This is a genomic window from Henriciella litoralis (assembly GCF_002088935.1).
GTDB classification, from domain to species: Bacteria; Pseudomonadota; Alphaproteobacteria; order Caulobacterales; family Hyphomonadaceae; genus Henriciella; species Henriciella litoralis.
In genome coordinates this window covers 832332-858078 of sequence record NZ_NCSS01000006.1, presented here as the reverse complement: position 1 = coordinate 858078, position 25747 = coordinate 832332, and the positions used below count along the sequence as shown (strand labels likewise).

Genomic DNA, 25747 nt, shown 5'->3' with positions numbered 1-25747 from the left:
CATGCCGGGGCGGACAGGGACGCTTGCCTCAACCGGCAATTCAATGGGCGTGGTGGACGTATGGCCTCATTGACGCTGTTGCCAAGAGCGCCAATCAGCATACGCTGACAGCAAGAACAGAAGCTCTGGAGGGCAATGATGACTTACGATTTCTCAGGCAAAAATGCTGTTGTAACGGGTGCCAGCCGCGGGATTGGCGAAGCGATTGCCAGAACGCTCGCCGAAGGCGGCGCGCGCGTTTGTCTGGTGGCCCGCAGCGCCGATGCGCTTGAGAAACTCGCCAAGTCTTTGCCGAATGATCCGGTGGTGATCCGCGCTGACCTCGCGTCGTCCGATGGCTGGAAACCGACCGCCGAGGCCATCGTCGAACAGCTCGGCCCGGTGGATATCCTCGTCAATAATGCCGGGGTCAGCAATCGTGAGCCAGCTGGCGAGGTGACCGAGGACGGGCTGGACCTGACGCTGAGCGTCAATGTCCGAAATCTGATCCTTCTCACCAATGCGCTTTCAGACAGCCTGAAATCGCGCCGGGGCAATGTGGTGAACATCTCCTCGATTTCAGCCTTTTCGGGCAGTATCGGGCAGATTGCCTATGCCGCCTCCAAGGGCGCCGTGAATTCCATGACCCGCAACATGTCGATTGACCTTGGCCGGTCTGGTGTGCGGGTGAACGCGATTGCGCCGGGCGTCATTGATGATGGCATGTGGAAGACAGCCTTTGATGCAGGTCTCGACCGCGAGAAGACCATGTCACGCATGGCAAAGCTCATCCCGCTCGAGGGCCGGTGGGGCAGTGCGCAGAACATCGCCGATGCGGTCGCCTTTCTGGCGTCCGACAAGGCGAATTATGTCACCGGGCAGGTCCTACGCGTTGATGGGGGCATGATTGCCTGATCTTGTTTTTTCTGAGTGTGAATTTGTAGAAGTGTAACCATGACAGACCAACAAACGCCTAGCGTCATCCCGCCAACCCCAAGCGCGGCGGATTATGTGACTGACAGCCACGGAAAGCCGCTTATTCCGGATGCGTCAGATCCGATCAGTCTCTTTCAGGACTGGATGGCGGCCGCCCGCGAGCATGAGTTAAACGACTCCAACGCCATGTCGCTCGCGACGGTTGATGCGTCGGGGCTGCCGGATGTGCGAATTGTTCTGCTCAAGGCGATCAGCGCTGACGGGTTGACCTTCTTCACTAATTTTAAGAGCGCCAAAGGCCATCAGCTGTCTGATAACCCGGTCGCGGCCGTGTGCTTTCACTGGAAATCCATGCGCCGTCAGGTGCGCTTTCGCGGCGCGATTTTGCCTGTGCCTGATGAGGCGGCAGACGTCTATTTTGCCTCCCGCGCCAAGGACAGCCGGATCGGCGCGATCGCGTCAAAGCAGTCGCAGCCTTTGCCGTCGCGTGAGACATTCGAGGACCGCATCAAGGCGCTTCAGGCCCAATATGAAGGCACAGATGATGTGCCTCGTCCTGAAAACTGGGGCGGCTACCGGCTTGTGCCCGAAAGCATCGAGTTCTGGCAGGACCAGGCCTTCCGTATGCATGACCGGCTGAAATTTGTCCGAACTGAAGATGGCTGGTCGGCCGAGCGGCTTTATCCCTGAGAAACGCCGCCCGGCCGCGCCGGATCAGATAATGCCCGCATTCTCGCGGACCACGACCAGATGCGGGACACCGTCGCTGGTTTTGGTCCAGGAGACGCCGTCTTCAGAGATCATCGCCCGGACCCGCTGACGCAGGCCTGAAAAGCTTTCGAACTCGACCACGTCGACCGGGGTATCGAAGTGAAGCTCCACTTCATAACCCATTCCGCCGGCGAGTTCCCTGACGCCATGAACGCGCCCTTCGAAGGGCTGTTTCAAATAGCGGCCTGAGACCCTTTCGCCGATCTGCAAGGGGACGTCCGGCTGGTTGGAAAGTCGGGCAGAAGCGGTGTTCCAGTCCCTGTAGCCAAGCTCTCTGGCAACCGCTTCGAGGGCTTTGGAATGACTGAGGCTTTCGCCGCGACTTGATGCGTCGGCGCGCAATTCCCGGGCGCGGGCCTTGGCGTGGGCGCGTGTCGTAATTGTGTGAGGCACTGATTCGTCTTTCACATATCAGGACCGGGAAATCATACGGGTGTTCGCATTGCCGCTTTTCCGGTCCGTGATGGAAAGGTCAGCTTCAATTGGGCAGGGCGTATGGGCCCCGGAGATCTTCACCTTCAGACAACACGTCTTGCGAACGGCAGGCGTCTCAACCTGCGCGGGCTGATAGGCCGAACCTCGCCGAACGTCAATATATTGGCAGATCTCTTACAGGCTATCCACGTTCGCGCCGCGCGCCTTGAGGATGGGTTTCATCTCCCAATAGGCCCGCGCCGTGCGGTAGTAAGGAATGCGCGGATGCAGGTGATGTATAATGTGGTACTGCATGCCCAGTGAAAGAAAATTCCCCACCGCTGCCTTGAAACTGCGCGTCTGACGATAGCGGGAGGTTTCTTCTGCGGGGTGATGCGGCGCCCAGCTGAGATAGACCTGCAGATAGGTGTAACCGATGTGATGCGGCAACCACCAGAGCGCGGCCGCTTCGATCGCGTGGCCGCTCCAGGCAAGACCAAACAATATGAAGAACCAGCAGACTCTGTACACCGAAGCCTCGATAAGTGCACTGCGTTCGCCAAGCTTGAAAAGCGTGCGGGCATAGGCGTTGAAGCCACCTCTGGCACGTGGCTGGCGGTTCTGGATCGCGCGCCAGACGGCATGCGGAAGGTTTTTCGCGCGCGAGTCATAGTCGGGGTCGCGCTTTGGATCGTTTGTATAGAGGTGATGCTGGCGATGCGTGACCTTGGCCAGTCGATAGGGCAGGGCTAGCGGAAGCGTCGACAGGTGGCCGACCAGTTCATTCAACCAGTGCAGCTTTGAACCCGGACGCCCGATAATGTCATGCTGGGCTTCATGAGACGGCAGATAGCCAGCGATAGCGTTGATCGTCGCGATAATCAGTCCGAGCCAGACCGGCATGATCCCTGTAAAGACCAGCGGCCAGAGCGCCAGCCAGATGGCGACATTCAAAAGACCGCCGATAACCGAGAGCCACGGGAAATGTCCGATATGCTTGCGGGCAATATCGCGCTCCATGCGGGCGAGCTCTGTGACGTTCAAGCTGTCGAAATCGCGTGCTGACATTAGATCCACCGTCCTCTCAATTGAGCGGGGATGCCCAGGACCAGCGCGCCGAAAAACCCGGCTTCAAGTGGGCTCAGGCCGAATGGCGGGGTCCAGTCGCTTGCGGTGATGAGTTGGGAGAAAAGCGGGGTCAGAAATCCGATCGCGAAAACAAGCGGACCAAGTAGATAGACGTAGCGAATAGCCTTGGTCATCATGATTTCGTCCCCCTCCACTGGACTTATCAACCGGGATACTTTGATTTTCTACCTGTCCGTAAAAATCTTGGCCCTATATATGCCGCGAGGATATGAATAATCTCTTTCCAAAAGTAAGAAATTTTACCATTAAAAATAGAAAAATGCTTTGAAGGCCATTTGGCGAGGCATTCGGCCGTTCTGAGCGATTATGTATCATGTATAGGCGTATTGATCGCATTTTGTGCGAAATATACAGCGCTCAAATTTCTCGCTAGGCGGGAAATCTGCGACCGTCTGTCACTGTTTTGTGTCATAAACGGCTAAAACCGCAGCCTTTGCCTAGTCCAGGCAGCGGTTTGCGGTCGACATGGCTTCTCCGATTTCGCCGCCGGCTGCCTTGAGGCGATAAGGCACGTCTGTGGCCAACATGGTCAGTCCACCATCGATCAGGTCTACAAATTCGGATGGGTCTCCATCCTGCCAGTAGACGTCGTCGAGCCGTTCTCCCTTGCGTCCCAGCGTCCCGAAAGCGCTTTCAATACCGCTGCGGCCAAGGCCTCGCCATTTGCCAGGGTTTGGACGGTTTGTGCCTGTCCATGCCACCAGTCGTGTTTCGTCTACACCGCCAGCCAGCAGCTCGGCTTCGTGTTCGCGGCTGCCAATGCCAGCCGTCATCATGAGGTCTGGCGCCAGCCTTGCGACCTGAAGGGCCTCGTCATCATTATAGGTGATGATCAGAACGTTCTGTTCGGCACCGGCCTCGCGGACGGCATCTATGATGTTGCGGTAGCTTGTCGTTGGTTTTCGGTCCAGCTCCAGGATCGCGCCTGTGCGCACGGCCCAGTCGAGCGTTTCCGAAAGGCGGGGCGGGGCAAAGCTTGTCACCTTGCCATCATCATCAACCAGCTTCAGGCGCGAGATTTCGGACCAATCGGTATCAGCGACTGCGCCGCCGCCTGTCGTCGTGCGCCCCAGGGAGCGGTCATGCATCAGGAACAAGCTGCCATCACGCGATTCAGCGACGTCGATCTCCATCACCCGGAAGCCCTCATCATAGGCGTGTTGAAGGGTCTCGATCGCATTCTCCGGATAGCCGGGCGCCGGGCCACCGCGATGGGTTGCAATCAACAGGCCGCCGCTCTCGCGCACGCAATCAAAGACAGCGGGTAGATCAAATGACGTTTGCGATACTTCGTTCGCCTCTGAAGCAGGCGCGTCCTGCTTGGGGGCTGCCGCGTCTGGGGTGGCAGGCTTGGAGGGAGTGCAGGACATCAGGAAACCAGCGCCAAGGACTGGAATAATGAGGCTTTTAAGACAAATCATGTCGTGAAGGCTTTCGCTTGCTTGCTGTTGCTGGCATCGGGTCATAGAAGATACCGAACGCAGCGGAAACCGCGCTGGATGATATCGAGGAGGAATATTATGCAAGGCTTGATGCAAGACTGGCAACTGACAGTCGATAAGGTAATCGACCATGCGGCTAATAATCACGGCGACCGCGAAGTCGTAACCCGCAATGTAGAAGGCGATATTGTCCGAACGACTTACCGCACCATCCGTGAGCGGTCGAAAATGGTCTCTTCGGCGCTTCTCGCAGAAGGCATCAAGCAGGGCGACCGCGTCGCGACTCTGGCCTGGAATACCGCGCGCCATATGGAAGCCTGGTTCGGCACGATGGGGATCGGCGCCGTCCTGCACACGGTAAATCCGCGCCTTCACCCGGACCAGATTGCATGGATCGCGAACCATGCCGAAGACCGCATCCTGATTTTCGACACAACCTTCCTTCCGCTCGTAGAGGCCGCGAAGCCTCAGCTTGAGACGATTGAGAAGTTCATCATCCTGACCGACGAAGCCAACATGCCCGAGAACTCGCTCGGCGCCGTCTCTTTCGAGACCTGGATTGACGGGCGTTCGACAGACGTTGAATGGGGCAATTTCGACGAGCAGACCGCTTGCGGCCTTTGCTACACGTCAGGCACGACAGGCAATCCGAAGGGCGTGCTCTACTCGCACCGCTCCAACGTGCTGCACACCTTCATCACCATGGGTGTCGACACAATCGGTATGGGCGCGAATGATGTGCTGCTTCCGGTTGTTCCGATGTTCCACGCCAATGCCTGGGGGCTAGCCTTTGCCTGTCCGGCGACCGGCGCCAAGATGGTCATGCCTGGCGCTGACATGTCCGGCGCGGCGATCTACGAATTGCTCGACAAGGAAAAGGTGACGATCACAGCGGCTGTTCCAACCGTCTGGCTGATGCTGCTCACCTATCTGGAAGAGAACAATCTCAAGCTTCCGCACCTGCGCAAAGTCGTGATCGGTGGCTCTGCCGTTCCAGAGCGGATCCTGCGCGCGTTTGAAGAGAATTACGGCGTTGAAGTTTTCCACGCCTGGGGCATGACGGAGCTCTCTCCAATGGGCACGCTCGGGGCGATACCGCCCGCCCTGGCGGACGCCTCGCATGAAGAGAAGATTGCTTACAAGCTGAAGCAAGGCCGCCCGCCATTCGGCGTCGAGCTCAAGATTGTGGACGATGACGGCAAAGAGTTGCCGCGCGACGGCGAAACCTCTGGCCGGCTGGTCTGCAGAGGTCCGGCCATCTCCAAGGCCTATTTCAAGGGCGATGGCGGAAAAGTCCTCGATGATGACGGCTTTTTTGATACGGGCGACGTCGCGACGCTCGATGAGCACTCAACCATGCAGATCACAGACCGTGCCAAGGACGTCATCAAGTCCGGCGGGGAATGGATTTCGTCGATCGATATCGAGAATTTCGCTGTCGGACATCCGCAAGTCGCGAATGCTGCGGCGATCGGCATCTATCACCCGAAATGGGACGAGCGTCCCTTGCTGATCGTCCAGCCTGCCGAAGGCCAGTCGCCGAGCAAGGAAGACGTCCTCAAACAGCTCGAAGGCAAAATCGCCAAATGGTGGACGCCGGACGACGTGCAATTCGTTGACGAGATTCCACTTGGCGCGACCGGCAAGATCAACAAACTTGCTCTTCGTAAAATGTTCAAGGATTACAAGCTTCCAACAGCATGACCTCGAAAAGTGACGCAAGGGGAAGGCGGTGCTTTCCCCTTGCGGAACGATGAGAAGACGATAAGGCTTCCTCGCTAGAGGCAACCAGTTTTCGGAGGATTCCCATGAGTGAACGCGCCCAGTCAGCAGGCTGGCGGCTGACCGTTGCCGGTGTGGCCCTTGCTGTTTCGATCTTTGCCGTCGCCTGGTTTGCTATTGCAGCCCTCGGGGCCAAATTCGGGCTTTGGGGCTGGCCGTTCGGGCTCGGCAAGATGACGCTCGCCTGGGGGCCATTGATTACGGGGTTCGCGCTCGGCCTTTCAGTCATTGCGTTGATTATTGGCATGATCAAGTCACCACGTGTTCAACCGGTTATTCTCGCGCTCGCTGCCTTGTTGATTGCGCTAATGATTGGGTTCCGTCTGATTGGCTTCAAGGCGCAGGCCGGTTCACTGCCGCCAATCCATGACATCCAGACCGACTGGTCTGACCCGATCCGTTTCTCTGAGTCGCTGCTTGCGCAACGCAAGAGCGACGACGCGACCAATCCTGTGGAGGAGGCGCCTGTCATTGCAGAGGGTGCCGATGCCCGATGGCCCGGCATGGGCGGCCGTCTGGTCTCCGAAGTGCAGGAAGAGGCAGAAGCCGAACGCGTTGTCGATGGCGAGACCGTCCCACCCGCCTATGACCGGCCGATTGAACCCGTCTATTTTGATCAGTCCCCCGGCGAGATTGCCGCCCTCGCGCTGCAGCTGGCAGAGCATCAAGGCTGGACGATCTTTTCGCCTCCTGCCACCGGGCAGGATGTTGAGAGCACCATGATGGAAGCGACAGCAACGACAGGATGGTTCGGCTTCAAGGACGATGTCGCTGTGCGTATACGCGCCGTTGACGGTGCAACGCGTGTCGACATGCGTTCGATCAGCCGTGTGGGTCTTTCCGACCTTGGTGCCAATGCCCGCCGCGTCTCATCCTTCATGGATGAGTTGGAAGATCGAGCGAACGGTCGTCGCGAGCCTTGATTCTCGCGTCGCGCGCATGGCCTCAAAGGTATCTGGTTATTGTCTCGATGGCGTTGCTCGTCATGATGGCAGGACTTGGCGCCTTCCTTATCAGTAGACCCGTAGGCGACTTCGCGTTTCTGATGACTTCTTTGATTTTGGTGTTGCTTGCAGCATCCAGTCCGAGGCAGCGTTCGATTCTGGCTGCTGCCGGGGTTGCGTCTATCGTGTCGGCCGGGTTCCTGCTCACGAATGCCGTGGCCGCGCTCTATGTCCGTGGACCAATACTTGGCCTGACCGAGCCGGCAAGCCTGTCTGCCCTCAACGGAATTGTATATTTGCTTATCTTACCGGTGCTTGTCCTGGTCGGCGCGACGCTTGGTGCTATCTTCCAGGTCTTTTGCAAGCCAAAGAAGATCGATTACTGATCGACTAGGGGTTGGTATTCGCATAACATAAGGATGCCGCGTAACTGACGCATCAGGTGGATCAACACCGGGGAGCGCGGCGATGACACGCCGGGCGTCTGGGCATCAACCTCTGACCTGAAGGAGGGCGCCCCATGCCCGAGCTTTCGCCAATCTCCGTTGCCTTTCTTCTCTTCCCGAATGTGACCCAGCTGGACCTGACAGGCCCGGCGCAAGTCCTTTCGCGGCTTGGCAATACAACCGTCCACCTCGTCGCAAAGACGATAGAGCCCGTCCCGACGGATGCTGGCTTTTCACTGCTGCCGACCGCGACATTCGAAGACGTCATGGAGGCCGATATTCTCTGTGTCCCGGGCGGCTTCGGCACGGTGGACGTCATGCAGGATGAAGCATCGCTCGCCTGGGTGCGCCAGATCGCAGGCAAGGCAGACTGGGTCACCAGCGTCTGTACCGGGTCACTCGTGCTCGGCGCGGCAGGGCTGCTCAAAGGCTATGAGGCGACGACGCACTGTGGGCCTCGCATGAGCAGCTCGCCTTCTTCGGCGCGGTGCCTGTTCGCCAGCGCGTGGTACTTGATCGCAACCGGCTGACCGGAGGCGGTGTAACGTCCGGCATTGATTTCGCGCTGGCACTTGCCGCCCGCATCCGCGGTGAGGACCACGCCAAATTCATCCAGCTATCTATCGAATACGATCCGCATCCGCCCTTCGACAGTGGCACGCCGGACAAGGCCGATCCTGCGACGCTCGAGCGCTATTGGTCCCTGGTGAACAAGGCCGCGCCCGGCCGTGTCGAAAAGGTGAGAGCGATTGCAAAGGGGCTGGGCTTCTAGAGCGAGCTGCCAGACGGCCTCGTCCTTCGACTTCGCTCAGGATGAGGCCTGGGACGGGGCAGGTTCAATTTGAATTCTTGAGGGAAGACGTCACAAGCGGCTTGAAAGTGCGCAACCTCATCCTGAGCGAAGTCGAAGGATGAAGCGGCTGTGGCGCTACTCCGTCGTCTGAAGCGCCTTCCAGTGAAACGCCGAGCGCACAGTCGGCTTCGCATCCTCGGTCTCAACCCGGCCTTCGTCGACGAGCTTCAGCATCTGGCCAAGCACCGACATGGCCGCTGCCGGGTGCAGACGTTTCTCAACGTCGGCATACATGACCTCGACCATTTTCGGGATGTTTGTCTCACCGGCTTTCAAATGCTCGATGATCGCAGCTTCCCGGTCCATCCGGTGCTGGCGATAGGCCTGGATGAAGCCTTTCACATCGCGATCGACAGGTGAGCCGTGGGTCGGCCAGAGAATGTCGACATTCAGCGCCTCGATCTTGTCGAGTGAGCGCATATAGTCGGCCATATTGCCGTCAGGTGGCGCGACGATTGTCGTGGACCAGCCCATGATATGGTCGCCGCTCAGACATGCATTCTCTTCGCGAAGCTTGAAGCAGAGATGATTGCATGTGTGGCCGGGGGTCTCGATCACATCGAGGGTCCAGCCCGGACCGGAAATAACATCGCCATCGCCGATTTTCACATCTGGCTCAAAGCCGAGATCGTCAGCAGAGCCAAGCTCGCCTTTGGCGGTCGGGACGCCGCAATTCTTCGCGTAGGTCTTGCAACCCGCCCAGTCGGCGAGCGGCTTTGCGAGCGGCGAGTGGTCCGAATGCCCATGCGTGACAAGCACATGCGTGACCGTCTCGCCTGCGAGGGCCTGCTTTAGCGCGTCGAAATGGTCAGCGAGCTCCGGGCCCGGATCGATCACCGCGACATTGCCATGGCCGATGATATAGACACCCGTGCCGACGAAAGTGAATGGACCGGGATTATTTGCGATGACGCGGCGAATAAGCGGTGAAACCTGCTCAACCTTGCCATACTCAAAATCGATTTCTTTTACGTATGGAATTCCCACGTAAACCTCTTCAGCAGACCTCTGAAACCGCCAGTATAGGCGATTTTAAGCTGATCGCTTTGGTGCAAATGAGGTGACAAATGCGCGCGCCATGCGGCGTGTTGCTTTCAGCTTGTCACCAAGATTGAGGGCCACAGGCGGGCCCATATCAGTCTTGTTTGCATCCACAATGAAAATACGACCAGAAGAGCGGTCGCGTAACACATCAACGCCGCCCCACTCCAGTCCGATTTCAGCTGAAAAGCGCCTGATCACATCAAGTTCATCGGCCGTGTAGCATTTGCGAGGTTCGTCGATGATGACTTCGGCATTCTCGTTCAGGAAACGGCGGCCAATGGGCCGGCGCTTGCGGAAGACCAGCGTTGGCTCGCCGCCAACGATGCAGCAGCGTAGATCCTCGACCAGACCGCCCTCGATCTCATTGTCGACAAGGCACTGATAGGTCTTGTCTTCGATGGGCTCCATCGGCCCTTCAATGATGCGCCCGTCATGACAGGCATTCTTTTCGGACTTCTCGACCATCGGGCCATCATGTGTGCGTGGATCGACTTTCAGGCTGTAGCCAGCGGCGACAGCAAAGGCTTCGGCAACATTGGATTTCGAGATGTCGTTGCAGCCAAAATTGACAAGGCGCGCGCCGGGCTTGGTCTGCGGCACGCGATGATCGGCATGGGTCGTGTCGTCGAACTGGAAAACGATGTCTGCCTTGGAGACGTCGGAGATCAGCTTGGCTCCGGAGGCGTGCATGACTGGCCAGATAAAGTACCAGGGGCGGGGCTTGTCAGGGTGAAAAGCAATGGTTGGGCGCTTGTGGCCAGTCAGTCGGCGCCAGGTGCGCCAGGACTGGGCAAGCGTATAGAAGGTGAGCCAGGTGAAGATGTCATTCGCCAGCTGACGGTTCGCCGGGACGCGATGACCAGTCTTTTTGACCAGCCAGGCGCCGTCCTCATATTTGAAATCTGTCAGCCAGTTACGCGACATCGATTACTCCCTCTCTCGGGGCTCCCCAGCCCGCGCGCGCTGAATCGCACGCCCTCGATAGACTATCAACTATTTAACGCTGAGTCTCATGTGATCAATCGTTTACTGCGCTACCGGCTGAGCGATTACAGTAAGTGCTGAAGTCCTGACAGATCATATCCTGCGCCTGCAGCAGCATCTACGATATCATCGGCCTGGCCCTGTCCGCCATGCGTCAGCGCCCAGGCCGTCACGGAACGTGTTCCAGTGCGGCAATATGCCAGAACCGGGGCAGGGGCCTCTGCGAGAATCGACTGCATCCGTTCGATGATTTCCGGCGTTGGTGCGCCTGAGAATGGCAGTGCGACAAAAGTCAGCCCGTTTTCTTCGGCGCGAGTGCGGATCGCGCCCATGCGTGGCTGGTCAACGCCGCCTTCGCCATCAGGGCGGTTGGCGATGATCGTCTTGAAGCCCGCCGCCTTGATCTCGTCGATGTCGTCTTCGGTGATTTGCGGAGCGACCGCGAAATGATCGGTCACATTGCGGATGTCGGCCATCTTTTACCTCGGTGTGATGTAGCGTTGACAAGCTGTCGTCTGGCGTGAACCTAGGAAGCCTTGGGCAGGCTGCCAAGTCTCGCCACGCGCTTATGGTGTAACGAAGAAGAGATTCCACAAACGTGTCAGCGCTGCAGCGAAGCTTTTCCCGCGTACCTTGGGCCTACGTTCTTCGTCGGCTCCTGTTCGCAATTCCAACGATGCTGGTGATCATTGCGGTCGCATTTTTCATGATGCGGCTTGCGCCCGGCGGGCCTTTTGATGGTGAGCGCAAGCTCAACGCCGCCACTGAAGCGGCCATTGCCGCGAAGTTTGGCCTCGATCAGCCGCTCTGGAAACAGTTCGTCGATTATCTGCTGGGGGTGCTCCAGGGGGATTTTGGTCCGTCGATGAAGACGCTCGGCAAAAGCGTGAACGATCTGATCGCTGATGGCCTCCCGGTGAGTCTGGCGATTGGTACGCTGTCCATGCTGGTTGCTTTGACCGTTGGTACTGCGCTCGGTGTCTTTGCCGGGCTACGTCAGAACACGGCGGGCGACTACACCGTCATGGGCTTTGCGATGGCGGGCATCTCGATTCCGACATTCGTGACCGGGCCCTTGCTGATTCTCGCCTTTGCACTGGGGGCAGGGCTTTTCGCGGTCGGCGGTCTCGGTGAGTATCCGAATATCGGGATGAACGTCCACAATATGACCTTGCCGGTCCTGACGCTGGCATTGCCACAGATCGCGATCATTTCGCGGCTGATGCGCGCCTCCACGATCGAGACCATGAGGTCCCCGCATGTGCGCACGGCGCGGGCCAAGGGCCTGCCAGAGCGCACAGTGATTCGCCGTCACGTCCTGCCATCTGCGATCCTGCCGCTGGTCTCATATGCCGGTCCGGCCATGGCGCGCGTGATGACCGGGTCGCTCGTGATTGAGCGCATCTTCGGCCTGCCAGGCATGGGCTCTTACTTTGTCGATGGCGCGATCAACCGAGACTATACGCTCGTGATGGGCGCGCTGATTATCTACGCCACGCTGATCGTGCTGTTCAATTTGCTCGCGGACATCCTCTACGCGCTGCTCGATCCGAAAGTGAAGTACGACTGATGGTTGATACGCTGGACATGACTGGCCGGAAAGATCCGGTCGAAAAGGCCCTCGCAGGCGGGCGCTCGCTCTGGGATGATGCCAGACGCCGGCTGTTCAACAACAAGGCGGCCGTGGTCTCCATGTGGGTGCTGGGCGTGATGGTGTTTCTCGCCACACTCGGCCCGATGCTCTGGGTGCACAATTACGACCAGATCTCCGCGCAGACAGAGCTGGCGCCGACCTTCGACAACTGGCATCTGCTCGGCACGGATGAGCAGGGCCGGGACCTTGTCGCCCGCAATCTGCTGGGTCTTCGTATTTCCATGGCGGTGGGCCTTGTCGCGACGATTGTCTCGCTGCTGATCGGCGTGACATGGGGCGCAATTGCCGGCTTCGTTGGCGGGCGCGTCGACAATTTCATGATGCGTTTCGTGGACGTGCTCTATGCGATGCCCTTCATCTTCTTCGTGATCCTGCTGCTGACGGTTTTCGGTCGGAACATCATCCTGATCTTTGCCGCTATTGGCGCGGTCGAGTGGCTGACCATGAGCCGGATCGTGCGGGGCCAGACGCTTGCCATCAAAGGCAAGGAATTCATTGAGGCGGCCCGCGCCGCTGGTGTGCCCGGCTCGGCGATTATCCGCCGTCATATCCTGCCAAACGTTGTCGGCCCGGTCGCCGTCTATGTGACGCTGACCATCCCGGTCGTGATCATGGCAGAGAGCTTCCTTTCCTTCCTTGGCCTCGGCGTGAACGAGCCGTTGACCTCACTCGGCGTGCTGATCTCGAACGGCGCGAAGGAAATGCAGGACAAGCCATGGTTGCTCATGGCGCCAGCCATCCTGATGGCGGTGACGCTGCTCTGCCTGAATTTCATCGGCGATGGATTGCGGGATGCGCTCGATCCGAAAGAACGCTAAACCCCGTTCATGACGACCATACCTTTCATCGATCTCAAGCCCACGCACAATCCGCATCGCTGGACGCTGCCGGTTGAACCGCGCCTCTGTGTCGGCCCGCCGGGACACAAATTCCTGTTCGGCGGCGTTGGCCTCGCCACTGCGATCAGCGCGCTTGAGCGCACGACCGGCCGACCCTGCATCTGGGCCACTGCGCAATACCTCTCCTTCGCCAATCCGCCGGACATTCTCGACATCGATGTGAAAGTCCCGGTCGCCGGCAAGAACATCACGCAGGCCCGCGTGCGCGCACATATCGATGAGCGTGAGATCTTCACCGTCAACGCCGCTGTCGGCGCACGCGAGTCCGAGCATTCGCATCAATGGCTGAAAATGCCGGATGTCCCGAAGCCAGACGATTGCCCGCCTTTCCCGCGTTTTGACGAGACCTCAGACGATCTCCACGCCTCGCTCGACATGCGCGTGGCGCGCGGTCGCTATGCCGCCGGTCGCAATGTGAAGGGCGGCAAGAGTGAGGATGGCAATGTCGTGCTCTGGGGCCGATCGGTCAGCGGTGCGCCCGTCGATTCGGCCATGCTTGCCATCATCAATGACTTTGTCCCGTCAGGCACCAGCCATGCGCTTGGCCTTCCGGCAGGTGCCAACTCGCTCGACAATACGCTGCGCATCCGCAAGATCGTTGAAACTGAATGGGTGTGCTGCGAGATTCAAGTTGAGGGCGTGCACAATGGTTTCGTGCATGGCCGCGCGGCGATGTTCGCAGATGACGGCACGCTGATGGCAACCGGCAGCCAGTCTGGCATCATCCGGATCTTTGACCCGGCGGCCTTCAAGGCCCGCTTTTCGAAAAAGGATTAGTGGAGCGCGGCGTTCGCGGCGTCGCTGCTTGCCGCGCAGCTCGCCATCACGCCGTCCGGCGCTTTTGCTGGCGTATCATTGCCCGCTGAAGCCGAGGCAGCCGCCGCGATGATCTCGGCATCGGAGAACATCGTCGCGAGACGCTTCAGGCTGGCATGCATGTCCTGGCGATTGTCTGCGGTTTCCAGCGCGTCGAGCTGAACTTCGCCCTCCTGCGCCATGCCGCGGAAGATACAGCCAAGATCGGATGGGCCGTCATTGCCGTCGATCCAGCTGCCGAGATTGGTCGCCGCCAGCGCGAATCGGGCGATGCCAGTCTCATAATCGGACGGGATCGCCGGATTATCGCCTGCCTCAACCGCCTCGATGAGATCCACCGTTTCGCCGTAAAGCTGGCTCGCCTTGATGCCCCAATCGGTTGCGAGTTCAGGCGACGCGGCAGCGCTCATCGGCAGCGCGAGCGCAAACACAGCAAGCAGAATACGTTTCATCACGGCACGATCTCCAGATTCTCCTCTCAGGCGAAGCAAGGCCCGTGCCGAGCAGGCCGACCTTTGCCTCTAACAAGCATCTGCTCAGCCCGGCGACCCGCCAAAATCTTGCGGAATCAGGCGTCTGGGCCAGTGCGGGGTAGGGCGGACGAGATCGCCAGCAGCGTGAAACCCGTGAACAGCAAATTGATCCCGGCAAGGGTCCCGACGACCCATGTCGCCGCGAGGGGCAGATCAAACAGGATGTAGCAGCCGAGCAGGACACCCAGCCCGCCGCTGATCGCGAGCAGCCATTTATTGCTGGCCGTCACTTTGGAGAAAATGATGAGCTGGGCGATGCCTTGGGCGATCAAGCTGATGCCCAGAATGATGGCCAGGGACATCACACCCATGAGCGGGAACAGGATCATGCCGGCGCCGCCCGCCAGATAGAGAAGGGCTAGCACCAGATGCTGGACATGGCCTTCGACATTTTTCTTCCAGACGGCCGAGAAATGGCTGATCCCCGCGAACAGGAAGATAACTCCGAATGCAACGCTGAGTGAGATCGCTGAAACGAACGGAAATAGAATGGCGAGAACGCCGAGAATAATCAGAATGTATCCGGAAGTTCGAATGCCCATAACGCCAAAGCCCTTTCGCGATTGTGGTCGGCAGATTGTCACTGTGCGGGCGTCCAGACAAGAGAGACAGGGCAGGGCCGCGGGCGGGGGGCGAGCGGGCCAATCTTGACATCAGCCCGGCTTGCCCATATCCCCCGCCACCATGAACACGAGCCTGCATCACCACCACCATCATTCGTGACGCGCCGCATGAGGCGCGAACCGGTCCGGCTGCGTCTCTCTAAAGTGTTCATCTCAAGACATTGAACCAGATAGGGAAGACAGGCTGAAACGCCGGGTCTCGCGCTGTCATGAGGGGCTCACGCCTTCACACCCCATCCAGCTTCGTCTAAGCGAAGCGCCAAGCGACCAGACACGAAAACGAGCAAGCCCCATGAGCAAGAAATCACAAGATCAGGACGGCCCGAAAAGCGGCAAGGACCTTGCCCGCAAACCGCGCGGCTTCCCGGACCGCCGCGAAGCGCTGATCCATGCCCAGGCCGAGATGATCGACAAGGTCACATCTGTGTATCGCCGCTGGGGCTTCGAAGCACTGGAAACGGGCGCTTGGGAATATGCCGACGCGCTCGGCAAGTTCCTGCCAGATGATGACCGGCCGAATGCTGGCGTCTTTTCCATGCAGGATGATGACGAGCAATGGATCTCGCTTCGTTATGACCTGACCGCCCCGCTCGCCCGGTTTGCCGCCGAGAACTGGCAGACCCTGCCAAAGCCTTTCCGCCGCTATGCCGCTGGTCCCGTCTGGCGCAATGAGAAGCCCGGTCCCGGCCGCTTCCGTGAGTTCCTGCAATGCGATGCCGATACGGTCGGCGCGGCAGGCGCGCACGCCGATGCAGAGATGATCGCGATGGCTGCGGAAGCGATGCGCGCAGCTGGCGCGTCGGATGGTGAGTTTGCCGTTCGCGTCAACACGCGCCGCTTGCTCAACGCCGTGCTGGAAGGCGTCGGCGCCAACACAGATGGCGCGCGCCTTACCATCCTCCGCGCACTCGATAAGCTCGACCGCCTCGGCGAAGACGGCGTGGCAGATCTCCTCGGTAAAGGCCGCATGGATGAAAGCGGCGACTTCACAAAGGGCGCTGAACTTGGGGCTGATGAAGTGCGCCGCGTTCTCGCCTTCGCCAAGGCCGGGCGCGAGACCCGCAGCGCTACGCTCGAAGCGCTCGGACAAGCTGTCGGCACCGGCGAGGAAGCCACCGCTGGTCTCGAAGAACTGTCGGCCATTGCCCGCGGTCTTGAGGCGTTCGGCTGCCCCGACAGCGACGTCCTGTTTGACCCCTCCGTTGTGCGCGGCCTGGAATATTATACCGGCCCGGTCTTCGAAGCAGAATTGCTGAAAGAGACGCTGGATGAAGACGGCAATGCCGTTCGCATCGGTTCGGTCGGCGGCGGTGGTCGCTATGATGATCTCGTCGCGCGGTTCACCGGTGAGAAAGTCCCCGCGACCGGCTTCTCGGTAGGTATTTCGCGCCTTGCGACAGCCTTTGCGATTTCAGGTGAGCTTGAAGCGCTGAACGGCCCGGTGGTCGTCCTCAATATGGATCGCAACGACCCAACCGAGGCCCTGAAGCTTGCCGCAGAACTCCGCCGTGCAGGCATCCGTGCTGAGGCCTATATGGGCAGCTCGGGTATGCGTCCGCAGATGAAATATGCAGACCGCCGCGGCTCGCCTGTCGCCGTGATGGTGGGCGAAGATGAGATCGCTAAGGGCGTCGTCACGATCAAGGATCTGAAAGAGGGCGCGAAGAAAGCCAAGGCAATCAAGTCCAATGAGGAATACCGCGAAGCCCGGCCCGGCCAGTTTGAAGCGCCTCGCGCCGACATGGTCGCCCGTATCCGCGAAATCATCGAGATGTCCGAATGAGCAGTCCCGCTGATATCTTTGCCCGCCTCGGCGGTGAGCTGACCGACCCGCCCGTCATCATGCCGGCCAACCAGCCGCTGGAGCTTTCCGGTGAGGCTGTCCGCGCTCGCCTCTGCGTCTTCATGGGCGAGAATGGTGAGGAATGCGCCCTGCGGCCAGACCTGACGTTGCCCGTCGCGATTGCGCAGGCCGAAGCAGGCGTTTCGGGTGAAACCGTCCGGCGCTATGAAGCGCGCGCGTTCCGCCTGCCGGTCGTCCCGGGTGATGTCATGGAGTTCACCCAGATCGGCTTTGAGCGCTATGGCGCGCCGTCCACTGCAGACGCTGATGCTGAGACCTTCGCGCTTGTCTATGAGGCGGCGGCGTCTGCAGGCATTGAGGCTGCGGATGTTCGCATGGGCGATCTCGCCATCTTCCCGGCTTTCGTCGATGCGCTCGATCTCGCGCCCGGGCTTGCCGATGCGCTGAAGCGGGCTTTCCGTCAGGCAGGCGGCGTGTCCGCATTGCTCAATGCAAAGCCCGGCAAACCGGCCCATGGCCTTGCCTCCCGGCTGAAAGGCGCAAGCGCTGATGAGGCCCGCGCCATCGTGTCGGACATCTTTGAGCTCTCCGGCATCCAGCCTCAAGGGACGCGCTCGCTCGACGAGATTGTCGAAGGGCTGCTCGCACAGGCGGCTGACGCAGAATATGGCGCCACGCCAGATATTGCCCGCCAGACGCTTGAAGCCGTGATGGCTGTCGACACGACGGCCGAGCAAGCGGCCGACGCCTTGCTCGCCATCGCACGTCAGGCAGGGATATCAGGCGTTGAGCCCGCTCTGGAGCGTCTTGAAGCGCGCGCGGCGAAGATGAAAGCCCTCATGCCCGGCGCGCTCGCCTCAGCCCGTTTCGGCACGCCATTTGGTCGTCGGTTCAACTATTATGACGGCTTCCTGTTTGAGATTTTCCATCCCGGCGATGCCTCCAGCCGAAAACCGTTCGGGGCAGGGGGGCGCTATGACACGCTGTTATCCCGCCTCTCCGGCGGCAAGGTCGATGCAACAGCCATCGGCGGTGTCGTCCGGCCTGACCGGCTCACCAAGGGAGCCCAATCATGACCCGGCTTACAATTGCGATCCCGTCCAAGGGGCGCCTGAAAGACAATGCCGAGAGCTGGCTCGCCAAGGCAGGCTTCCGCCTCAAACAGGCTGGCGGCGAACGCGGTTACACCGCAGAGCTTCGCGGCCTGCCTGAGGCAGACGTACTTCTGCTCTCGGCCCGTGAGATTGCGCAGGGGCTGATCGACGGCGCGTTCCATATCGGGGTGACTGGTGAAGACCTTTTGCATGATCTCTCGGCGGATCTCTCCCGCGATGCCAGCGTCATCAAACGGCTCGACTTTGGCGGCGCTGATGTTGTCGTCGCTGTCCCGGCGGCCTGGCTTGATGTGAATACGTTGAGCGAGCTCGAAGCGGCAGGTGCGCGGTTCCGCCAGCGCCATGGCCGCCGCATGAAGGTGGCGACCAAATACCTTCGTCTGACGCGCAACTATTTTGCCGAGAAGTCTGTCGGCGAGTACCGCCTCGTGGAAAGCGCGGGCGCGACCGAAGCGGCGCCCAGCTCAGGGCAGGCTGAAGTCATCGTCGACATCACATCGACTGGCGCGACGCTGAAGGCCAATGGCCTGAAAGTCCTCGATGATGGTGTGATCCTGAAAAGCCAGGCGGCGCTCACCGGATCGCTCAAAGCCGACTGGACGGGCGAGTCGCTCGGCGCGCTCGAAAAACTGCTCTCGGCCATCGGCGCAGTCGAATCGGCGGATGCGCAAAAACTGCTTCAGGCCGCTGATTCCATCCCCGATTCTCTCATCGACGCGCAGGGGTTGACCCGCGTCTCGGCAAATTCTGTTCTTTCGCCTGCCTTAAGTGCGGCAGAAAATGCCCGCAGAATCGCTGAATCGGGGGCAGGACCTGTCTCAATCGTTAATGCGGACTTCATTTTCGAACGCGAAACGCCGTCTTTCGTAGCGTTTGTTACTGAATTGGAACGAGGCGCTTGACAATGTGACAGAAAAGCGGCGATACAGAGCAGGCAAGTTTCTGGGAGGAAACGCTGCAAGAACTCTCAAAGGCGCGGCTCGATAGCCGCGCCATTTTTTTGTCTTGCGTTTCGAACCCTGGCCTTAGCAATCCCCGGCCTTAACAATCGCCCGCGCGCTTGGATGTGATCACCCGGTCGATGACGATCGGTCCGAGGATCAGATCTTCCCCGGCGAGACTTTCATCAATCCGGATTGAGCCGTCGCTTTTGCTTTGGGTGACGGTGGCGTCTCCTGACAAAGTCATGAAGTCGTCATGACAGGTCTCTTGGAATTTGAGGATACCGTCCTCAATCCGACTGTCGGATGCCGTGCAGCCAGCCGAAGCAAATCGACTGGCGTCGTGGTCAGCGTCCGCTGGCGCGATGCAAACGTTTTCACTCCAGCTATTTACGTCTTCGACCCCGCTTTCATCGACGAAAGTCTCGGTCGTCATGGTTTCCCACTCGCCCGGTTGCAAAGTCAGTGTCTGCGCGTTTGCAGCGGTCGCTGCGCTCAAAGCTGCCGTCAGGCAGATGATACAAGCTTTCATGATGTCCCCTTTTTATGAAGCTTGGGGAGTTCATAGCAGAAACTCTGAAAGCTTCTAAAGTCGGTAGGGCCCGAGCGGACTTCAGTTTTTTTGCGCGCACAAGAAAAAGGCCCCTTTCGGGGCCTCTGATAGAGTTGACTTGTGAGAGTTGGCCCGATTGGCGGCTCAGGGTCAGGGCGTCAGGGGTAGCAACCAACCGGGCTCTTGTTATTATTGTTTTTCAATAAAACACATATCGATTACCGTCAAGTGCATATCGAAAAACAATTATTAAAACCTGTTTAGCCGTTTCAGTTGAAACGACCATGGGGGATGTAATCTCTCTTGTTATGCATGGCTACCGCTTCAGTCGGCATGGCATCCATGCATGATTGCATTTGCAACTAGTTTGCTCCCGCGCCGTTACGTGAGTTCATACGGCATGGCGCCCAGCGCTCAGTGTTGACTTATGATCAGCCGCCAGCCATGCCCAACACAAGATTTATACCCCTAGTCTGGAGCCTTCCATGTCCGATCCCCGCGCCCACATCATGCCGGTCTATGCCCCGCCATCAGAAGCGTTTGTGCGAGGCGAGGGCGTCAATCTCTATACAGAGGACGGGTCTGAATATCTGGACTTCGTCGCAGGCATTGCAGTTAATTCGCTCGGCCACTCGCACCCCAAGCTCGTCGAGACGCTTCAAGACCAGGCGGGAAAGCTCTGGCACCTGTCCAACATGTTCCGCGTCAAGGCTGGCGAGGAGCTTGCCGACAAGATGTGCGCCCGCACCTTTGCGGACCGTGTCTTCTTCACAAACTCCGGCACCGAGGCTGTCGAATGCGCGCTCAAGGCCGCCCGCAAGTATCACTGGTCCAAGGGCAATGAAGACCGCATTGAGTTCATCACCTTCACTGGCGCCTTCCACGGCCGCTCACTCGGCGCGATCAATGCTGGCGGCAATCCAAAATACCTTGAAGGCTTCGGCCCACCTATTGAAGGTTTCCGCCAGCTGGAATGGGGCGATCATGATGCGCTGAAGGCCGCCGTCACCAACAAGACCTGCGCGGTGTTCGTCGAGCCTGTGCAGGGCGAGGGCGGCGTGCGCGCCATGCCTGAAGAATGCCTCACGGGCCTTCGCAAACTTTGCGACGAGACCGGCACGCTGCTCATCTATGACGAGGTTCAGTGCGGCATGGGCCGCACCGGTAAGCTTTTCGCCCATGAGTGGGCCCCGGACGCTCAGCCAGACATCATGTGTGTCGCCAAGGGTGTCGGCGGCGGTTTCCCCTTCGGCGCCTGCCTGATGACCGAAGAGGTTGGCCTGCCCATGCAGCCAGGCTCACACGGCTCGACCTATGGCGGCAACCCGCTGGCCATGGCCGTCGGCAATGCCGTCTGGGACACGATCGCTGACGAAGACTTCCTCGCAGAAGTCCGCCGCGTTTCCGGAACTGTTGCCCAAGGCCTCAAATCCCTCGCTGACAGCCATGCCGACAAGGTCGACGGCGTCACCGGAAAGGGCCTGCTGACCGGTCTGAAACTGAAGGCGGCGCCAAAGCCCGTCCAGAATGCCTGCCGCGAGAAGGGCCTGCTCGTCGGCGTCGCCGGTAACAATGTCCTGCGCCTCGCGCCGCCTCTGATCATCACCGACGAAGACGTCCGTAAGGCCGTCAGCGTGATGGATGAAGCGCTCAGCGAGTGGGAGATGGAGGGGTAACGCGGTACGATCAGGACCCATGCGCAGCCGGTTGGCACCGGTTTTTGGGGCAGGGCAACGGTATGATGATACACAGGATTGTCCTCCTGGTCGCCGTCACTTTTCTGGCGGTGGCCTGCACAACGATCAGCGTCGACCGTGTTCCGGTCCCGGCAGAGCTATCAGATGATGTCGTGGTGAGCGGTTTTGACCGCACAATCCGATATTGGGGAGATGCAGCACCGCCGCAGACCCTGACATCCCCGTTGGCCGACAAGCCGTTTCTAAAGAGCCATGCCGCAGAGATTGAAGACGGATCGCCTGTAGAGTTGTCCTTCCTGGTCGTATCCGGCGGCGGCGAATATGGAGCGTATGGGGCAGGCCTGCTGAATGGCTGGTCAGCCTCGGGAACGCGGCCGGAGTTTCAGGTCGTAACGGGCGTCAGCACCGGCGCGCTCATCGCACCTTTTGCATTTCTTGGTGAAACGTATGATGACGCGCTTCGGGTGGCCTACACAGAGGTCACGCCCTCTGAAATCTATACGCCTAAAATTCTGGAAAACATTCTCACCGGTTCGGCGCTTTCTGATTCCACGCCTCTTGGTAACATGATCGAAGCGAACATCACGCCTGATGTCCTGCGCGACATAGCGACGGAACACAGGGCCGGACGGCGACTGTTCGTCAGCACAACAGAACTGGACACGGGCAGGCCGGTCGTCTGGGACATGGGAGCGATTGCCAGTCATGGCGGCCCGGAAGCTCTCGCCCTTTTCCGTGAAGTCATCCGCGCATCTGCGTCCGTACCGGCGGCCTTTCCACCCGTCCCGATCGAGGTGAGTGTGGGCCAGAACGTGTATTCAGAGTTACATGCAGACGGCAGCGTGGCGGCAAGCCTGTTTGCCTATGGGCCACAAGTCGATGTCAGCGAAATTCTTGAAAGCGCGCCAGCCGATATCCGGATGACGGTGTATGTTATAAAGAATGGAAGACGTTTGCCGCTGCACTCCGAGACGGGCCCGAGATGGTATGAAGTGGCCGGACGGTCAGTGGCGCTCCTGCTACACTATTCCTCCCAGAGCAGCATTTCCGAGATTTACAGCCTCACACAGCGAGACGGCCTGGATTTCCGCTTGGCCTATATCCCACAAACCTTCACCGAAACATCGAAGCGCCCGTTCGAGCAAACCTATATGCGCAAGCTCTACGCGATTGGCGAAGAGCAGGCCCGCGAAGGCTATGATTGGCAACTCTCACCGTGGTAAAGCGCGCGAGCTGCGGCCGGTTCTGATCAATCCGATGAGGACGTCCGCAGGGCCGTCGGCGTGATGGATGAAGCGCCGAGCGAGTGGGACATGGACGCATAAGGCTTTCCGCAAACAGCGAGCCAGGGAGGGCGGTTGAAATGGTCGATTTTGGAAACGCCTCGGAAAAACTGATGAGCATGGATGACGCCACCTGGCGTCGCCATGCCAATCCATGGAGCGGTTGGAGCCGTGTCGCGACCCTGCCGGCGCTCGCGCTTGCGATCTGGAGCCGCGCCTGGATCGGCTGGTGGGCGCTTGCCCTCATTGTCCTCGTCCTTCTGTGGACCTGGCTCAATCCGCGCCTCTTTCCCGAACCGCGCAGCCTCGACAACTGGATGTCGCGCGGCGTCATGGGGGAGCGGATCTGGCTTGCTCGTAATGTGCGGCCTATCCCGGCGCATCACGCGCGGATGGCAAACCTGCTCAACGGCCTCAGTGCGCTCGCCATGCTGCCCTTTGCCTGGGGGCTGTGGCAGCTCGACATCTGGCCGACCCTGTTCGGGATGACCGTCTCCATGCTCGCCAAGCTCTGGTTCGTCGACCGCATGGTCACGCTCCGCCGCATCGAGGAAGGGCAGGCGGGCTAGAACTAATGAAAAAAAGCCGACAGGTCCGGTTTCTGCCGGCTTCCATGGGGGCGCGAGCGGTAAACCTGTTACGGCACGCGCGCCTCATAGATCGTTTTTAGCGCGTCGTACGACGCCCAGAAGGAGCCGCGCTCGGTCCCGCCAATTTCGGCGACAAGCAGATTCAGATGCGCGTGCCAGCCGGTCGAGATGCCGACCCTGTTGGAACGGGTCTCGATACCGGTATGGGTCAGTGTGAGCAGTGTCTTCTCGCCTTTCTGCTCCAGGTCGAATGTGACCGTGCCATTGCCCCATATGAATTCGAGCGTCTTCGGCGGATCGAATGTGACGATCTCGCTCTCCATGCTGTGTTCGCCTCCCTTGCCGTCGGGGGCTGGCGCGTCCGGGCTGAGCTCGCTATTGCGCCAGGTCAGCGTGAATGTGTCTCCGGGGGTCGCCGGCATGTCGCCGGAGGCCAGCCATTTACGGCGAAGGTCGCTGTCGGCGAGATAGTCCCAGACGCGTTCGCGCTTGCCAGGCAGCCAGCGTTTGATGACCAGCGTGGTCGGCTCGGTCAGAATGGCGAAATCATCTTCGTCTGGTTGGGAAGTCATTCTAATCGTCCTTGTGAGCGGCTGGGCGGGATGAAATAGCGGCCTGTTTCTCCTGCGCCGCGTCCTCGCGCAGCAGGCGGTCGAGTTCATTGAGGCTGGATGTCCAGAACTGTTCGTAGAAGGAGAGTTCGCTGTGCGCGGCCGCAAGCGGGGCGGCTTCGAGATGGCAGCGATGCGTGCGGCCTTCGATCTCGCGCCGGATCAGACCGGCATTCTCCAGAACCCTGATATGTTTCGAAGCTGCCGCGAGCGACATCGGGTGCGGCGCAGCGAGTTCACTCACGGTGCGGTCGCCGGTTGCGAGGTCACGCAACATTTGCCGGCGTGTGCCATCGCTGAGCGCCTGAAAAATCGCATCCATGTGTCCGGGCCTTTTGTTCAACCATTTGGTTTAGTAAAGCCGCGCGACATTTAGTCAACCATATAGTTTAATATAATTTCGGAAGCCTTGACCGCAAAGAAAAAGGCCGCCCCCCGAAGGGACGGCCTCTCACTGATAATGAAGCTCTACGCCTACTTCTTGGTCATGCCCTTCATGCCCATGCGGCCGATTTCGTTGCGGCCGACCACCATGTGGTGAACCTCATCCGGGCCGTCAGCGAGACGCAGGGTCCGCTGCTGGGTGTACATGTCGGCGAGCGGCGTCCACTGGGACACACCGGTTGCGCCGTGCATCTGGATCGCATCGTCGATGATCTTGCAGACGCGTTCCGGCACCATTGCCTTGACCATGGAGATCCAGACGCGGGCTTCCTTGTTGCCCAGCACGTCCATCGCTTTGGCAGCTTTAAGCACCATCAGGCGCATGGCTTCGATTTCGATGCGGGCGCGCGAGACGATTTCCTGGTTGCCGCCAAGCTTGATCAGCGGACGACCGAACGCCTCACGGGTCATGCCGCGCTCGAGCATCAGGTCGAGGGCTTTTTCTGCCGCGCCGATGGAGCGCATGCAGTGGTGGATGCGGCCTGGGCCGAGGCGCAGCTGGGAGATTTCGAAGCCGCGGCCAACGCCGAGCAGGATATTCTCTTCAGGCACTTTCACATCCGTGAAGCGGATATGCATGTGGCCGTGTGGCGCGTCATCCTTGCCGAAGACATGCATCGGGCCGAGCACTTCAACGCCGGGCGTGTCCATCGGGACCAGGATTTGCGACTGCTGCTGGTGGCTTTGCGCGTCCGGGTCTGTCTGCACCATGACGATCATGATCTTGCAGCGTGGGTCGCCGGCACCAGAGGCGTAGTACTTCTCGCCATTGATGACCCATTCGCCATTTTTCAGAACGGCCTGGGTGCGCACGTTGCGCGCATCGGAGCAGGCGGTCTCAGGCTCGGTCATCACGAAGGCAGAGCGGATCTCGCCGGCGAGCAGAGGCTTCAGCCACTTGTCTTTTTGCTCTCTCGTGCCGACACGTTCCAGAACTTCCATATTGCCTGTGTCTGGCGCGGCGCAGTTCATGCTTTCAGACGCGAGCGAGTTCTTGCCAAGCTCGGCTGCGATATACGCATAGTCGAGGTTGGGCAGGCCTTCGCCGGTTTCTGCGTCCGGCAGGAAGAAGTTCCAGAGACCCTGATCCTTGGCTTTCTGTTTGACTTCCTCAAGCGCTTCCAGCTGGCCTGGGGCATATGAAAACCGGTCCGGGCGATTGGCACCAAGCTCATGAAACTTCTTGCTCATGGGCTCGACTTCTTCAGCGATGAATTTCTTCACATGCTCATAAAGAGGGATCGACTTTTCCGACATACGAAGATCGTTCATCTCGTCGCGAACGGTCATTGATCCGAGTGTTGCTGTATCCATGGTTTTACTCTCCTCCCGTGGGGTTTAACATAAATTCCAGAGGGCAGACCTGCGAAGCGGAACCTAACAAGGCTGTCATTTATTTCACTAGTGAAGTATACTTCCTGGTGAACGAGAGTGCAAGGG

General features: G+C 59.4%; 27 protein-coding genes, 1 pseudogene and 1 riboswitch. Of the genes and pseudogenes, 15 read left to right on the top strand and 13 right to left on the bottom strand.

The features are described 5' to 3' along the window. The first annotated feature begins 138 nt into the window (after positions 1-138). A complete protein-coding gene (locus B8783_RS07790) occupies positions 139-894 on the top strand; it encodes an SDR family NAD(P)-dependent oxidoreductase (protein ID WP_169711737.1) in 756 nt (251 codons plus the stop codon). A gap of 39 nt (positions 895-933) precedes the next feature. After that, the gene (pdxH, locus tag B8783_RS07785; RefSeq protein ID WP_084419622.1) at positions 934-1605 is read left to right on the top strand and encodes a pyridoxamine 5'-phosphate oxidase; all 672 of its coding nucleotides are present in this window, start codon (positions 934-936) and stop codon (positions 1603-1605) included. Between the two features lie 24 nt (positions 1606-1629). Here the strand turns inward: pdxH and B8783_RS07780 are convergent, their stop codons facing one another. From B8783_RS07780 to B8783_RS07765, 4 genes are all read right to left on the bottom strand, one after another. Continuing rightward, a complete protein-coding gene (locus B8783_RS07780) occupies positions 1630-2079 on the bottom strand; it encodes a glyoxalase superfamily protein (protein ID WP_084421973.1) in 450 nt (149 codons plus the stop codon). Positions 2080-2295: 216 nt separating this feature from the next. Further along, the gene (locus B8783_RS07775) at positions 2296-3168 is read right to left on the bottom strand and encodes a fatty acid desaturase (RefSeq protein ID WP_084419621.1); all 873 of its coding nucleotides are present in this window, start codon (positions 3166-3168) and stop codon (positions 2296-2298) included. Continuing rightward, positions 3168-3365, bottom strand: coding sequence for a hypothetical protein (locus tag B8783_RS07770; protein WP_084419620.1), 198 nt, complete (start codon positions 3363-3365; stop codon positions 3168-3170). The genes B8783_RS07775 and B8783_RS07770 overlap by 1 nt, the downstream gene beginning before the upstream one ends. A 321-nt stretch (positions 3366-3686) precedes the next feature. Further along, a complete protein-coding gene (locus tag B8783_RS07765) occupies positions 3687-4619 on the bottom strand; it encodes a glycerophosphodiester phosphodiesterase family protein (RefSeq protein WP_084421971.1) in 933 nt (310 codons plus the stop codon). Between the two features lie 150 nt (positions 4620-4769). Between B8783_RS07765 and B8783_RS07760 the strand changes: the two genes are divergently transcribed. The 4 genes and pseudogenes from B8783_RS07760 (at position 4770) to B8783_RS07745 (ending at position 8635) form a co-directional block, all read left to right on the top strand. After that, the gene (locus B8783_RS07760) at positions 4770-6395 is read left to right on the top strand and encodes a long-chain-fatty-acid--CoA ligase (RefSeq protein WP_084419619.1); all 1626 of its coding nucleotides are present in this window, start codon (positions 4770-4772) and stop codon (positions 6393-6395) included. A 104-nt stretch (positions 6396-6499) separates the two neighbouring features. Beyond that, entirely contained in the window at positions 6500-7396 is an 897-nt protein-coding gene (locus tag B8783_RS07755) for a DUF1499 domain-containing protein (RefSeq protein WP_084419618.1), read from the top strand. 62 nt (positions 7397-7458) lie between these two features. Continuing rightward, complete coding sequence (locus B8783_RS07750) at positions 7459-7803, top strand: hypothetical protein (RefSeq protein ID WP_139792292.1); 345 nt, start codon at positions 7459-7461, stop codon at positions 7801-7803. 30 nt (positions 7804-7833) lie between these two features. Further along, positions 7834-7914, top strand: a riboswitch (ZMP/ZTP riboswitch). Positions 7915-7937: 23 nt separating this feature from the next. Then, positions 7938-8635: pseudogene (locus B8783_RS07745) on the top strand (DJ-1/PfpI family protein). A 156-nt stretch (positions 8636-8791) separates the two neighbouring features. On the opposite strand, the gene B8783_RS07740 reads toward B8783_RS07745, so the two are convergent. From B8783_RS07740 to B8783_RS07730, 3 genes are all read right to left on the bottom strand, one after another. Next, positions 8792-9703, bottom strand: coding sequence for an MBL fold metallo-hydrolase (locus B8783_RS07740; protein WP_084419616.1), 912 nt, complete (start codon positions 9701-9703; stop codon positions 8792-8794). A 45-nt stretch (positions 9704-9748) separates the two neighbouring features. Further along, entirely contained in the window at positions 9749-10684 is a 936-nt protein-coding gene (locus tag B8783_RS07735; protein ID WP_084419615.1) for an ATP-grasp domain-containing protein, read from the bottom strand. Positions 10685-10809: 125 nt separating this feature from the next. Beyond that, positions 10810-11220, bottom strand: a complete 411-nt coding sequence (locus B8783_RS07730) for a TIGR01244 family sulfur transferase (protein ID WP_084419614.1) — start codon at positions 11218-11220, stop codon at positions 10810-10812. A 122-nt stretch (positions 11221-11342) separates the two neighbouring features. Here B8783_RS07730 and B8783_RS07725 point away from each other — a divergent pair, with 122 nt between their 5' ends. From B8783_RS07725 to B8783_RS07715, 3 genes are read left to right on the top strand one after another with little or no spacing between them, the layout of a single operon-like run. Further along, on the top strand, positions 11343-12314 hold the full coding sequence (locus B8783_RS07725; protein WP_233355711.1) for an ABC transporter permease: 972 nt from the start codon (positions 11343-11345) through the stop codon (positions 12312-12314). Then, on the top strand, positions 12314-13216 hold the full coding sequence (locus B8783_RS07720) for an ABC transporter permease (protein WP_084419612.1): 903 nt from the start codon (positions 12314-12316) through the stop codon (positions 13214-13216). The genes B8783_RS07725 and B8783_RS07720 overlap by 1 nt, the downstream gene beginning before the upstream one ends. Positions 13217-13225: 9 nt before the next feature. Next, complete coding sequence (locus tag B8783_RS07715) at positions 13226-14074, top strand: acyl-CoA thioesterase (protein ID WP_084419611.1); 849 nt, start codon at positions 13226-13228, stop codon at positions 14072-14074. Here B8783_RS07715 and B8783_RS07710 read toward each other — a convergent pair. Beyond that, positions 14071-14568: a hypothetical protein gene (locus tag B8783_RS07710; RefSeq protein WP_139792290.1), complete on the bottom strand. Its 498-nt coding sequence runs from the start codon at positions 14566-14568 to the stop codon at positions 14071-14073. The two genes, B8783_RS07715 and B8783_RS07710, sit on opposite strands and share 4 nt — an antisense overlap. Before the next feature lie 113 nt (positions 14569-14681). Beyond that, a complete protein-coding gene (locus tag B8783_RS07705) occupies positions 14682-15230 on the bottom strand; it encodes an HdeD family acid-resistance protein (protein WP_139792288.1) in 549 nt (182 codons plus the stop codon). A gap of 331 nt (positions 15231-15561) precedes the next feature. Here B8783_RS07705 and hisS point away from each other — a divergent pair, with 331 nt between their 5' ends. The 3 genes from hisS to hisG are packed head-to-tail and all read left to right on the top strand — an operon-like array spanning position 15562 to position 19090. After that, on the top strand, positions 15562-17052 hold the full coding sequence (gene hisS, locus B8783_RS07700) for a histidine--tRNA ligase (RefSeq protein WP_084419608.1): 1491 nt from the start codon (positions 15562-15564) through the stop codon (positions 17050-17052). Next, positions 17049-18149 (top strand): ATP phosphoribosyltransferase regulatory subunit, encoded by a 1101-nt coding sequence (locus B8783_RS07695; protein WP_084419607.1) that lies wholly within the window; start codon positions 17049-17051, stop codon positions 18147-18149. Before hisS ends, B8783_RS07695 begins: the two co-directional genes overlap by 4 nt. After that, the gene (gene hisG / locus B8783_RS07690) at positions 18146-19090 is read left to right on the top strand and encodes an ATP phosphoribosyltransferase (protein ID WP_139792286.1); all 945 of its coding nucleotides are present in this window, start codon (positions 18146-18148) and stop codon (positions 19088-19090) included. Before B8783_RS07695 ends, hisG begins: the two co-directional genes overlap by 4 nt. 139 nt (positions 19091-19229) lie before the next feature. Here hisG and B8783_RS07685 read toward each other — a convergent pair whose 3' ends face one another. Next, a complete protein-coding gene (locus B8783_RS07685; protein WP_084419605.1) occupies positions 19230-19661 on the bottom strand; it encodes a DUF3617 domain-containing protein in 432 nt (143 codons plus the stop codon). Positions 19662-20167: 506 nt separating this feature from the next. On the opposite strand from B8783_RS07685, the gene B8783_RS07680 reads away from it, so the two are divergent. From B8783_RS07680 to B8783_RS07670, 3 genes are all read left to right on the top strand, one after another. Beyond that, the gene (locus B8783_RS07680) at positions 20168-21358 is read left to right on the top strand and encodes an aspartate aminotransferase family protein (RefSeq protein ID WP_084419604.1); all 1191 of its coding nucleotides are present in this window, start codon (positions 20168-20170) and stop codon (positions 21356-21358) included. Between the two features lie 62 nt (positions 21359-21420). Then, entirely contained in the window at positions 21421-22602 is a 1182-nt protein-coding gene (locus B8783_RS07675) for a patatin-like phospholipase family protein (RefSeq protein ID WP_084419603.1), read from the top strand. 140 nt (positions 22603-22742) lie between these two features. Continuing rightward, a complete protein-coding gene (locus B8783_RS07670) occupies positions 22743-23231 on the top strand; it encodes a DUF6653 family protein (RefSeq protein ID WP_084419602.1) in 489 nt (162 codons plus the stop codon). 68 nt (positions 23232-23299) lie between these two features. On the opposite strand, the gene B8783_RS07665 is transcribed toward B8783_RS07670, so the two are convergent. The 3 genes from B8783_RS07665 to B8783_RS07655 form a co-directional block, all read right to left on the bottom strand. Continuing rightward, positions 23300-23824, bottom strand: coding sequence for an SRPBCC family protein (locus tag B8783_RS07665; protein WP_169711736.1), 525 nt, complete (start codon positions 23822-23824; stop codon positions 23300-23302). Between the two features lies 1 nt (position 23825). Beyond that, positions 23826-24185: an ArsR/SmtB family transcription factor gene (locus tag B8783_RS07660; RefSeq protein WP_084419600.1), complete on the bottom strand. Its 360-nt coding sequence runs from the start codon at positions 24183-24185 to the stop codon at positions 23826-23828. 152 nt (positions 24186-24337) lie between these two features. Beyond that, on the bottom strand, positions 24338-25621 hold the full coding sequence (locus B8783_RS07655; RefSeq protein ID WP_199288158.1) for an acyl-CoA dehydrogenase family protein: 1284 nt from the start codon (positions 25619-25621) through the stop codon (positions 24338-24340). Between the last annotated feature and the right edge of the window lie 126 nt (positions 25622-25747).